10 protein-coding genes are annotated in these 11,459 nt (G+C 71.8%); 4 read left to right on the forward strand and 6 right to left on the reverse strand.

Features of this window, described 5'->3' with window-relative positions; all coding sequences use genetic code 11:
* Positions 1-64: 64 nt before the first annotated feature.
* On the reverse strand, positions 65-496 hold the full coding sequence (locus tag ACZ45Z_RS15920; protein ID WP_468362236.1) for a DUF948 domain-containing protein: 432 nt from the start codon (positions 494-496) through the stop codon (positions 65-67).
* A gap of 168 nt (positions 497-664) precedes the next feature.
* Between ACZ45Z_RS15920 and ACZ45Z_RS15925 the strand changes: the two genes are divergently transcribed.
* Positions 665-2,860, forward strand: a complete 2,196-nt coding sequence (locus tag ACZ45Z_RS15925; RefSeq protein WP_468362238.1) for an ATP-binding protein — start codon at positions 665-667, stop codon at positions 2,858-2,860.
* Between the two features lie 50 nt (positions 2,861-2,910).
* Here ACZ45Z_RS15925 and rpsD read toward each other — a convergent pair whose 3' ends face one another.
* Positions 2,911-3,522, reverse strand: a complete 612-nt coding sequence (gene rpsD / locus ACZ45Z_RS15930; protein WP_086718482.1) for a 30S ribosomal protein S4 — start codon at positions 3,520-3,522, stop codon at positions 2,911-2,913.
* Positions 3,523-3,704: 182 nt separating this feature from the next.
* Here rpsD and ACZ45Z_RS15935 point away from each other — a divergent pair, with 182 nt between their 5' ends.
* Positions 3,705-4,457, forward strand: coding sequence for a DUF2470 domain-containing protein (locus ACZ45Z_RS15935; protein WP_468362240.1), 753 nt, complete (start codon positions 3,705-3,707; stop codon positions 4,455-4,457).
* A 97-nt stretch (positions 4,458-4,554) separates the two neighbouring features.
* Here the strand turns inward: ACZ45Z_RS15935 and ACZ45Z_RS15940 are convergent, their stop codons facing one another.
* From ACZ45Z_RS15940 to ACZ45Z_RS15955, 4 genes are all read right to left on the reverse strand, one after another.
* Positions 4,555-5,922 carry a replication-associated recombination protein A gene (locus ACZ45Z_RS15940; RefSeq protein WP_468362242.1) on the reverse strand — a complete coding sequence of 456 codons (1,368 nt, stop codon included), beginning with the start codon at positions 5,920-5,922 and terminating at the stop codon, positions 4,555-4,557.
* 84 nt (positions 5,923-6,006) lie between these two features.
* Entirely contained in the window at positions 6,007-6,648 is a 642-nt protein-coding gene (locus ACZ45Z_RS15945; protein WP_468362244.1) for a vitamin K epoxide reductase family protein, read from the reverse strand.
* Positions 6,649-6,884: 236 nt separating this feature from the next.
* The gene (gene hisS / locus ACZ45Z_RS15950; RefSeq protein ID WP_468362246.1) at positions 6,885-8,147 is read right to left on the reverse strand and encodes a histidine--tRNA ligase; all 1,263 of its coding nucleotides are present in this window, start codon (positions 8,145-8,147) and stop codon (positions 6,885-6,887) included.
* Between the two features lie 11 nt (positions 8,148-8,158).
* The gene (locus ACZ45Z_RS15955) at positions 8,159-8,866 is read right to left on the reverse strand and encodes an MBL fold metallo-hydrolase (RefSeq protein ID WP_468362248.1); all 708 of its coding nucleotides are present in this window, start codon (positions 8,864-8,866) and stop codon (positions 8,159-8,161) included.
* Between the two features lie 162 nt (positions 8,867-9,028).
* Here ACZ45Z_RS15955 and ACZ45Z_RS15960 point away from each other — a divergent pair, with 162 nt between their 5' ends.
* Together ACZ45Z_RS15960 and ACZ45Z_RS15965 are read left to right on the forward strand one after the other, a co-directional pair.
* Positions 9,029-9,856 (forward strand): peptidylprolyl isomerase, encoded by an 828-nt coding sequence (locus ACZ45Z_RS15960; RefSeq protein WP_468362250.1) that lies wholly within the window; start codon positions 9,029-9,031, stop codon positions 9,854-9,856.
* A 240-nt stretch (positions 9,857-10,096) separates the two neighbouring features.
* Positions 10,097-11,326 carry a DUF349 domain-containing protein gene (locus tag ACZ45Z_RS15965; protein ID WP_468362252.1) on the forward strand — a complete coding sequence of 410 codons (1,230 nt, stop codon included), beginning with the start codon at positions 10,097-10,099 and terminating at the stop codon, positions 11,324-11,326.
* The last annotated feature ends 133 nt before the right edge of the window (positions 11,327-11,459 follow it).

The raw sequence follows: 11,459 nt of genomic DNA on the forward strand, positions 1-11,459 counted from the left end.
GTGCCCCAAACGCGGGGGGCGTCACCGGGGGGAAACCAGAATACCAGGCGAAACCTCCCGGTGATCAGTCTTGGGAGCGACGTTTGCGGCCCCCCCCGCGGCGGCCCCCGGGCAGGGTACGGCCGACGACGGTGCGCTTCGGCTCGGGTGCGCCTTTCTTGCCGATCGCGCGGCGCACGCCGTAGCCGAACGCCGCGACCTTGACCAGCGGCCCGCCGAAGGCGGTGGAGACGGTCGAGGAGAGCGCGGAGGCGTTGGCGGTGACTTCTTGGACGTCGGCGGCGATGGCGTCGACCCGGGCGAGCTGGGTGTGCGCGGAGCGGACGGTCGCGGACGCGTCGGCGAGGAGCGGGACGGCCTGATCGGACACCTCGGCGACCATCTTGGTGGTCGCCTTGAGCGTCTGCGCGAGCCTCACCAGCACAAGGGCGAGGAACGACACGAGGATCGCCCAGAAGACGGCCACGAGGATCCCGGCCACCTCTCCACCGGACACGTTGGCACCACTCTCCGACTGGTTTGGTCTGGTCTCGTCCTGCTCGAACGGCAACCTTGACCTTATCGCGCCGTGACTGTCCGTCCGTACCCCGTTCCCACGAGCCCGGGGTGGGATTGGAAGGCGTGATTGTACGGTGCGCATCCCCGCGAGTACGCTCCGTTTGCCATGCGACGCCTCTCGCGCCCCGTTCTGTCCTTCCGGCACTCCGCGGCGCGTCCGCGGACGCCGGGAAATCTGCCCGCGGACCTCGACCTTTTCGTCGGCCGCGAGGACGAACTGGCCACGCTGACCCGGAAGCTGGCATCCGACCGGCTCGTCTCCCTCACCGGTCTCGGCGGCATCGGCACGTCGCGGCTCGCCCGGCACTGCGCGACGATCTTGCAGGATCGCTTCTGCGACGGGGCGTGGCTGGTCGAGCTGGCCTCGGCGGGCGACCGCGGCTCCCTGGAGCACGCCTTCACCGAGGCGCTCCTGCCGCCCGACCGCTCCCGCCGGCCGCCGCGCGCCGCCCTGGCCGCCCATCTCGCGGACCGCGAAGTCCTCCTGGTGGTGGACGGCTACGAGCACCTGGTGGCCGAGTGCGCCGATCTGGTCACGGAACTGCTGCGCCGCGCTCCCCGGCTGCGGGTGATCGCCGCGGGCCGCCGGCCGCTGGGGATCGCGGGGGAACGCAACCTGCCGCTGGCCGCGATGCGCGCCACCGACGCGGTCGGTCTGTTCGCCGACCGCGCGGCGTCCGTCGTCGCCGGCTTCCGCGTCGGGCCGGCCGACGAGGCGGCCGTGACCGAACTGTGCCGCCGCCTGGACCACGTTCCGCTCGCCCTGGAGCTCGCCGCCGGCAAGCTGCGCGCGCTGTCGGTGGAACAACTGCTGGACCGGCTCGACGACCCTTTCCATCTGCTGACCGGCAACACCCGCGACGCCCTGCCGCGGCACCGCGCCCTGCGGACGGCGATCGGCTGGAGTCATGAGCTGTGCACGCCCCGGGAGCGGCTGCTGTGGGCGCGGCTGTCGGTCTTCGCGGGGCAGTTCGACCTGGAGGCGGCCGAATACGTCTGCTCCGGCCCGGACCTGCCGGCCGCAGAACTCCTGGACGTGGTCGCCGCGTTGGTCACCCAGTCGGTGCTGGTGCGCGAGGACACGGCGGCGGGGGTGCGCTACGGGATGCCGGGCACCGTACGGGCCTACGGCGCGGGCTGGCTGGAGGCGACGGCGGACGGCGACCGGCTGCGGCGCCGGCACCGCGACTGGTATCTGGGCCTGGCCACCTGGTGCGAGCTGGACTGGTTCGGCCCGCGGCAGGCGGAGGTCGCGGCCCGTATCGAGGCGGAGCTGCCCAATCTGCGCGTCGCCCTGGAGCGGAGCCTGGACAGCGGGCACGAGGTGCACCTGGGCCAGTATCTGGCGGGCACCCTGTGGTTCTACTGGGTGGGCTGCGGCCACCTGTCGGAGGGCCGGCACTGGCTGGGCCGGGCCCTGGAGCTGGAAGGTGGCCACGACGGCGCGCGGCTGAAAGCCCTGTGGGTGATGGGCCATGTCGCGGCGCTCCAGGGGGACACCGTCTCCGCGACGGGGGCGCTGCGCGAATGCCTGGAGGAGGCCGAGCGTACGGACAACGCCACGGCGGCCGCGTACGCCCTGCACCGCACCGGCTGCCTGGCGCTGGTCTGCGACGACGCGCCGCGCGCCGAGACGCTGCTGCGCGGCGCACTGAAGCGCTACCGCGAGATCGGGGAGTTCAACAGCACGGTGCTGATGGGGCAGGTGGAGCTGGCGATGGCGGTGGCCTTCCAGGGGGAGCTGGAGGGCGCGGTGCGCCTGTGCGAGGACGTGCGGCGGGTGTGCGGGGACCACGGAGAGCGCTGGACGCTGGCGTACGCGCAGTTCGTGCTGGCCTACGCGGCGTGGACGCGCGGCGACGGCGGGCGGGCCCGGGCGCTGCTGGAGGAGTCGCTGGCGATCGAGAACACCTTCCACGATCTGCTGGGCGCGGTGCTGGCGATCGAACTGCTGGCGCTGGTGACGGTCGGCGAGGGCGACGCGGAGGAGGCCGCCGTGCTCCAGGGCGCCGCGGGCCGGATCTGGCCGTCGGTGGGGCTGCCGCTGTTCGGCTCGCGCCACTACAGCCGGCCGCACGCGCTGTGCGAGGAGCGGGCGCGGGCGCGGCTGGGAGCCGAGCGCTACGAGGACTGCCTGCGGGCGGGCGGCCGGCTGGATCTGCCGGCGACGGTGGCCCGGATCCTGGGGAGCGCCGACGAGGTCCCGGAACAGCGCCGTGGCGGGCGCCGTGCGGCGCCCGCCACGAACGAACCCGCCGCCTCCCCTTCCGCTTCCGCGGGCGGTGGGGAGACGGCGGGTTGAAAGCCGCTCGGCGGAGCGGCTGCGCCTGCCTCGGCGGGCGGAGTACTGCCTTAGCGGGCGTAGTACTCGACGACGAGCTGCTCGTCGCAGATCACCGGGATCTCCTTGCGGTTCGGGTCCCGGTCGAGACGGAACGCCAGAGCCTGGAGGTTGACCTCGAGGTAGCGCGGGGTCTCGCCGTCGGGGGCGTAGCCACCCTCACGCGCGACCTGGAAGGGGTGCTTCTCGCGGCTGCGCTCGCGGACCATCACGACGTCGCCGGGGCGGACGCGGAAGGACGGCTTGTCGACCTTGCGGTCGTTGACCGAGATGTGGCCGTGGACGACCATCTGGCGCGCCTGGTAGATGGTGCGGGCGATGCCCGACCGCAGGACGAGCGCGTCCAGACGGCGCTCAAGCTCGATGATCAGCGCTTCGCCGGTCTTGCCTTCGACCTTCCGAGCGCGGTCGTAGGCACGCGCCATCTGGCGCTCGCTGATGTCGTACTGCGCGCGCAGACGCTGCTTCTCCAGCAGACGGACCTTGTAGTCACTGCTCTGCTTGCGGCCACGGCCGTGCTCGCCGGGCGGGTAGGGACGGGCCTCGAAGTACTTGACGGCCTTCGGCGTCAGGGCGATGCCGAGAGCGCGCGACTTCTTGACCTTGGGACGCGACTGGTTCACGTGGAACGGACCTCCGTGTAAGTTAGGTGAGGCTTACCTTACCGCGAGGAGAACGCATGTTTCGACCTGGGATCCCCCTGCCCAGTGCCCAGAGCACCGAGGCGGGTCAGCCGCGTCCCGTGGAAGACGCCCAGCAGCCCACTGCCGCCGAGCGCGTACGGACCCTCGTCGAGTCCCATGGTATGGCGTCTTTGAGTGTCCCCGGCGTCGAGGAGCCGGACGAGAGCGGTCTCAGCGCTCCCGTCTGCCGGACCGTGACACCCGAGGGAGACGTGCTGTTGCTGGTCCCCGGCGACTGTGCGGCGGCTCGGGCCGCCGCACACGCCCAGGACGACGATCTGACGGCAGTGATGGAGATCACGGACGTCGCGCCCGTTTCCGTGCCCCATCGCATCCGCGGACGGGCCTGGATCGCCGGCTGGCTGACCCCCGTACGCAACGAGGCGCGCGCCGAGGCCGCCATGCTCCTCGCCGAGCGGCACCCCGTGGGCGAGCTGCTCGGCATCGGGGAGGCGCTGCACCCGCAGCCGGCCCCGGGGCTCTACGGGCGGACCGCCTGGATGATGCTGCGCCTGGAGGTCGGTGAGGGCGCGGTGGACGACCTGTGGGGCGCCGAGCCCTTCGAACCCGACGAGTTCGCCGCGGCCCGTCCCGACCCGCTGGTGGCCCACGAGGCGGAGCTGTTGCAGCATCTCCACGCGGCCCACCACGACCAGGTGCGCGGCCTGTGCGCGCTGCTGGGCGACCGGGCGCCGGTCTGCGGGGCGCACGACCGGGCCGTGCCCCTGGGTCTGGACCGCTTCGGCCTGCGCGTGCGCTTCACCGACGCCGCGCAGCGGACCTTCGACGCCCGCTTCGACTTCCCCGAGCCGGTACGAGACGTGACGGAGCTGCGCCGCGCGATGCACACGCTCTTCGAGGCCGCCGCGCGGTGACCCCTGGGAGCGACACTCCCGCCGGGCACGGCTGACGCGGCGGATCGACGCGACGGGGCACCGCTTCGGGGCACCGCGGCGCCGCTACGCGCGCCCCTCACTCGCCGCTCTCGCCCGCCTCGCCGCGCAGCCGAGCCCGGACCCGGTCGACGACCTCGGCGTAGCGCGCCTCGGCGCCGTGCCGGGTCGGGGAGTAATAGCGCCTGCCGTGCACCTCGTCCGGCGCGTACTGCTGCGCCGCGATGCCGCCCGGCAGGTCGTGCGGATACTGGTAGCCCTTGCCGTGGCCGAGCTTCTGGGCGCCCTTGTAGTGGCTGTCGCGCAGATGGGGCGGCACCGCGCCGGTCCGTCCCGCCCGGACGTCGGCCAGCGCGGCGTCGATGGCCAGATACGCGGCGTTCGACTTGGGCGCCAGGGCGAGCGCGAGGGTGGCCTGGCTGAGGATGATCCGGGCTTCCGGGAAGCCGATCAGCGCCACGGCCTGGGCGGCGGCGACCGCCGTCTGGAGCGCGGTGGGATCGGCCAGGCCGATGTCCTCGCTCGCCGAGATCATCAGCCGCCGGGCGATGAAGCGCGGGTCCTCCCCCGCGTCGATCATGCGGGCGAGGTAGTGCAGGGCGGCGTCGGCGTCTGAACCTCGGATGGACTTGATCAGGGCGCTGGCGACGTCGTAGTGCTGGTCGCCGTCCCGGTCGTAGCTGACCGCCGCGCGGTTGACGGACTCCTCCATCGTCTGGAGGGTGATCTCCTTCTCGCCCTTGTCCAGCGCCGCTCCCGCCCCGGCCTCCAGCGCCGTCAGCGCGCGCCGGGCGTCACCCCCCGCGATCCGCAGCAGATGGGCCTCGGTGTCCTCGGGCAGCGTGACCGCGCCGGCGAGGCCGCGCGCGTCGGTCAGCGCGCGGCGGACCAGAGCGCGCAGGTCCTCGTCGGTGAGTGGTTCGAGTGTCAGCAGCAGTGAGCGCGACAGCAGCGGGGAGATCACCGAGAAATACGGGTTCTCGGTCGTCGCGGCGATCAGGGTGACCCAGCGGTTCTCCACGGCCGGCAGCAGCGAGTCCTGCTGGGCCTTGCTGAAGCGGTGGATCTCGTCGAGGAAGAGGACGGTGTCCTTGCCGTAGCCACCCGAGGCGCGCCGGGCACCGTCGATGACCGCTCGGACCTCCTTGACGCCCGCGGTGATCGCGGAGAGCTCGACGAAGCGCTTGTTCGTGGCCTGGCTGACGACATAGGCCAGGGTCGTCTTACCGGTGCCGGGCGGCCCCCACAGGAAGACGGAGGACGGCCCGGCGGGGCCGCCGCCGCCCTCACCGACCAGGCGGCGCAGCGGCGAGCCGGGCTTGAGCAGATGCTGCTGCCCCACGACCTCGTCAAGGGTGCGCGGGCGCATCCGCACGGCGAGGGGAGACCCCGCGGGGTCCTTCTCCTGGCGGTCTTCGGCAGCGGCGGTGAACAGGTCGGGCTCCACGCTCACGAGCCTATGCCACGCCACTGACAACGCCCCCGGCCACCGTGGTGACCAGGGGCGTGGGACGCCGGAACGCCGGGAGCGCTAGATCAGGGTGCTCCAGTACGACCAGAAGTTGGTGAGGATCAGCAGCGCGATCGCGCCGTACCAGAGCACCGGCACGACCCAGTGGAATTCCAGCACCGTCCGGCGCAGCCCCTCGGGGGCCGGGATGATGCCGTGCTTGAGGTTGTGCACGGTGGTGTACCAGAACATCAGGATCGTGACGCACCAGGTCAGCGTGCACCACAGGCACAGTGCGTGGATGCTGTACAGCGACTGGCTCATGAGCCACATGCAGAACACCGCGCCGAGCAGGGTGCCGACGTTCAGCCCGATCCAGTACCAGCGGCGGAAGCGGGCGCCCGCCAGCAGGGCCATGCCGATCGCGACGACCGCGCCGAAGGCGACCAGTCCGGCGACCGGGTTCGGGAAGCCGAACACGTCCGCCTGCCAACTGTTCATGACATTGGTGCAGGAAATGATGGGGTTGAGGCTGCAGGCCGGCTTGAAGTTCGGGTCCTTCAGCAGCTCGAACTTGTCCATGGTGATGACCCAGGCGGCCAGGGTCCCCAGGGCGCCGGTGATCACCAGGAGCAGAGCGAAGGCGCGACCGGATCCGATGGTGGCCGCGCCGCTCCCCTGATCGTCGTCGGTGGACACGTCGTCAAGCGCTGTCGTCGTCATATCGCCGTTCCGTCGATCCGTCGGGGAATGAGGCTGGCCAAGCGGACCGCGGGGGCCGCGGTCGCGTCTTCATTCTGCCTCAACTCCACGACGGCCCACCGTTCGCTGCGCGTAAGGGACCGGATCCGCACGGCCTGTGTTGACGCGAGGGGCCCGGACGGTCAACCCCCGTCCAGGCCCCTACTCCGTTCGATCCCTTTCCACGGCCCGCCGCTTCCCCGGCCCGCCGCGCGGCCTCAGCCCAGCGTGCGCCGGATCTCCTCGACCACCGCGTCCAGCGCGACGGGCGTCTGCTCGCCGCTCTCCAGGTCCTTGAGCTGCACGACGCCCTCGGCGAGGTCCCGCTCGCCCGCCACGAGGGCCAGCCGCGCGCCCGAGCGGTTGGCGTTCTTCATGGCGCCCTTCAGGCCCCTGCCGCCGTACGCGAAGTCGGCCGCGATGCCGGCCCTGCGCAGCTCGGTGACCGCGGCGAACAGGACGCGGCGGGCCTCCTCGCCCAGCGGAACGGCGTACACGGAGGTGGCGGCGGGGATGTCCAGTGTGATGCCCTCCGCCTCCAGCGCCAGCACCGTACGGTCCACGCCGAGCGCCCAGCCGACGGACGGCAGCGAGGGGCCGCCGATCATCTCGGACAGGCCGTCGTAGCGGCCGCCGCCGCCCACCGCGGACTGCGAGCCGAGCCCGTCGTGGACGAACTCGAAGGTGGTGCGGGTGTAGTAGTCCAGCCCGCGCACCAGCTTCTCGTCGTCCTCGAAGGCCACGCCCGCCGCGGTCAGCAGCTCCCGGACCTGCTCGTGGTAGGTCTTGCAGGCTTCGCAGAGGTAGTCGCGCAGCGACGGGGCTCCGACGAGCTGCCGCTGGACGGCCTCACGCTTGTCGTCCAGCACCCGCAGCGGGTTGATGTCGATCCGGCGCCGGGTGTCCTCGTCCAGCTCCAGCCCGCGCAGGAAGTCCTGCAGCGCGGTGCGGTAGACCGGGCGGCACTCCTTGTCGCCCAGGGAGTTGAGCAGGATGCGGAACTCGCGCAGTCCCAGCGAGCGGTACGCCTGGTCGGCGAGGATGATCAGCTCGGCGTCGAGCGCGGGGTCCTCGGTGCCGATCGCTTCGGCGCCGACCTGGGAGAAGTGACGGTACCGGCCCTTCTGCGGACGCTCGTAGCGGTAGTAGGAGCCGGAGTACCAGAGCTTGACGGGGAGGTTGCCGCCCTTGTGGAGGTTGGCCTCCAGCGCCGCGCGGAGCACCGACGCGGTGCCCTCGGGGCGCAGCGCGAGCTGGTCGCCGCCCTTGGTCTCGAAGGCGTACATCTCCTTGGTCACGATGTCGGTCGACTCACCGACGCCGCGCGAGAACAGCTCGACGTTCTCGAAGCCGGGCGTCTCGATGTAGCCGTAGCCGGAGTTCTTCAGCGGCGCGGAGATCGCCTCGCGCACCGCGAGGTAGGTCGCCGAACTGGGCGGGAGCAGGTCGTACGTGCCCTTGGGTGCCTGAAAGGTGCTCACGGAGTCTGTCGTCACATTCCTCGTCGAGGAGCGGGAGCCGCTCCCTGGCCGGCGGCCACTTCCCGCAGATACGGGTTCGTGGCGCGCTCGCGGCCGATGGTGGTCTGGGGGCCGTGGCCGGACAGGACGACGGTCGGGTCCTCCAGCGGCAGGCACACGCGCGCCAGCGACCGCAGGATCTCGGCGTGGTCACCGCCCGGCAGGTCGGTGCGTCCGATGGAGCCGGCGAACAGCAGGTCGCCCGAGAAGAAGACCGGCGGGATGTCCGCGGCCTCGGGCATCCGGAAGGTCACCGACCCCTTGGTATGGCCCGGGGCGTGCGCGACGGAGAATTCCATCCCGGCGAGTTCCAGGGCGCTGCCGTCGGTCAACTCCTTGACGTCGTCCGGCTCCCCCACGGTGAGTTCGCCCATGAGCTGCTGACCGATGGAGCGGCCGAGGGCCTTCTCCGGGTCGCTCATCATGTAGCGGTCCTCGGGGTGGATCCAGGCGGGGACGTCGTGCGCCCCGCACACCGGGACGACCGAGGCGACGTGGTCGAGGTGGCCGTGGGTGAGGATGACCGCGACGGGCTTGAGCCGATGCTTCGCGACCGCGTCCTCGACTCCCTGGGCCGCTTCGTGGCCCGGGTCGATGATGACGCACTCCTCGCCGGCGGCGGGGGCGACCAAGTAGCAGTTGGTCCCCCAGGCCCCGGCGGGGAACCCGGCAATCAGCACGTTCGTCCTTAAAGGTCGGTGGAGGCGCCGGTCCGCGGGGACCGCGCCCGAACATCTCGGCAGCTCCAGAGCCTACCGGCGCGACTCCCACCGCCGCGAACCCGTATACGGTACGGCCACGGCAGACGAGAGCGATCACGGCTCAGGACAAGGAGACGACCGGTGGTCAGCAGCGATCAGCGGCGGCGGCAGCTCGCCCGGGAGAAGTACGAGCGTCAGCAGCAGCGGCGGTCCGCGGCCGTGCGCAAGGCCAAACGCCAGAAGGTGATCATCGCCTCGATGCTGGCCGTCGTGCTGGCCGCGGGCGCCGCCGCCTACGCCTCGGCGGGGCTGGCGGGCGGCGGCGCGGACGACGCGCGGGCGGCGGACCCGTCGGCGAGCAGGGCACCGGACCCGTGCGGCAAGCCCGCCAAGGGCTCCCCGTCGAAGAAGACGTGGAAGAAGGAGCCGGCGATGAAGGTCGACACCTCCGCCTCCTACGCCGTGAAGCTGAACACGACCTGCGGCGCGGTCGAACTGAAGCTGGACGCGGGCAAGGCGCCGCACACCGTGAACTCCTTCGCCTTCCTCGCCGGGCAGGGCTATTTCGACCACAGCAGGTGCCACCGGCTGGTCGACCAGAGCATCTACGTCCTGCAGTGCGGCGACCCGACCGGCACCGGCCGGGGCACCCCCGGCTACACCCTCCCGGACGAGAACCTCAAGGACCCGCGCCTGAAGGGCGGCGTCTACCCGGCGGGCACGGTCGCGATGGCCAACACCTACAACGGCACGGACGAGAAGACCCGCGACTCCGGCGGCAGCCAGTTCTTCCTCGTCTACCAGGACAGCCAACTGCCGCCCAACTACACACCGTTCGGAACGATCACGGGCGGTATGGAAGTCCTGCGGAAGATCGCCCAGGCCGGTTCGACCGTCGACCCGGCGACGGAGAACACGGTGCCCAACGCCACCGTCGTCATCAACAAGGCGGCCGTCACGAAAAGCTGACCAAGAGGGGCGGGACCTCGCCGTTCCCGCGGGCGGTCCACCGAATTCGGTCGTGCTGGATGCGGACAGCCGACCGCCGGTCGCCTAGATTGGCGTTGTGTAGGGTGCCTGCTCCGACGGCTGCCACCCGCACCGCAAGACAGCCCGTCGGACCGGCCAGGGCGCGGCTCTGCCGGACAGAAACTGTGGACGATGCCGGGGGGCCGCACGCCCTCGTCGGCATCATGTGGAGGAGGCGCTGTGAGCAGCGACCCATGGGGCCGCGTCGATGAGACGGGGACCGTGTACGTGCGTACCGCCGAGGGCGAGAAGGTCGTCGGATCGTGGCAGGCGGGATCTCCGGAGGAGGCCCTCGCCTACTTCGAGCGCAAGTATGAGGGCCTGGTCGTCGAGATCGGCCTCCTCGAACGACGGGTCAAGACCACCGACCTGTCGGCGAAGGACGCGATGACCGCGATCGGTCATCTTCGGCAGCAGGTCGACGAGCACCACGCGGTAGGCGACCTGGAGGCACTGCGCAAGCGGCTGGACCAGCTCGTCACCACGGTCGAGGCGCGCCGCGAGGAGCGCAAGGCGCAGAAGGCCAAGCAGAGCGACGAGGCCCGGCAGGCCAAGGAGAAGCTGGTCGCCGAGGCCGAGGAACTGGCGGCGAGCGAGCAGTGGCGGGCGGCCGGTGAGCGACTGCGTGCCCTGGTCGACATCTGGAAGGCCCTGCCGCGCCTGGACCGCAAGGCCGACGACGAGCTGTGGCACCGCTTCTCGCACGCCCGCTCGGCGTTCTCCAAGCGGCGCAAGGCGCACTTCGCGTCGCTGGACGCGCAGCGCGAGGAGTCCCGCAAGGCGAAGGAGAAGCTGGTCGCCGAGGCCGAGGCGCTGTCGAAGTCGACGGACTGGGGCGCGACGGCGGCCCGCTACCGCGAGCTGATGACGGAGTGGAAGGCCGCGGGCCGCGCCCAGCGCGAGCACGAGGACGACCTGTGGAACCGTTTCCGCGGCGCCCAGGACGTCTTCTTCCAGGCGCGCGGCGAGGTCTTCGCGGAGCGTGACGCCGAGCAGCGGGAGAATCTCACCCGCAAGGAGGAGCTGGTCACCGAGGCCGAGAAGCTGCTGCCCGTCTCCGACCTGAAGGCGGCGCGGGCCGCGTTCCGCTCCATCAATGAGCGGTGGGAGGCCATCGGCCACGTTCCACGGGACGCCCGCCCGAAGATCGAGGGCCGGATGCACGCGGTGGAGCGCGCCATCCAGGAGGCCGAGGAGGCCGAGTGGCGGCGGACGAACCCCGAGGCGCGGGCGCGTGCCGCGGGGCTGACCGGTCAGCTCCAGGACGCCGTCGACAAGCTGGAGAAGCAGATCGAGACGGCCCGGTCGGCGGGTAACAACGCCCGGGCCGACAAGCTCGGGCGTGAGCTGGAGGGCCGCAAGGCGCTGCTGGACCAGGCGCTCAAGGGCCTGGAGGAGTTCGGCGGCTGAGGATCTCACCGCGTACGGCGGCGGGGGGGGGGGGGGGGGGGGGGGGGGGGGGGGGGGGGGGGGGGGGGGGGGGGGGGGGGATGGGGGGGGGGGGGGGGGGGGGGGGCGGAGGGGGAGGGAACAGCTCCCATAC

It is taken from the genome of Streptomyces sp. NPDC031210, from assembly GCF_055570395.1.

Bases quoted from the DNA above. Each gene is read 5' to 3' on its own strand.
- ACZ45Z_RS15925 (WP_468362238.1), top strand. From the start codon at position 665: ATGCGACGCCTCTCGCGCCCCGTTCTGTCCTTCCGGCACTCCGCGGCG.
- ACZ45Z_RS15935 (WP_468362240.1), top strand. From the start codon at position 3,705: ATGGCGTCTTTGAGTGTCCCCGGCGTCGAGGAGCCGGACGAGAGCGGT.
- ACZ45Z_RS15945 (WP_468362244.1), bottom strand. From the start codon at position 6,648: ATGACGACGACAGCGCTTGACGACGTGTCCACCGACGACGATCAGGGG.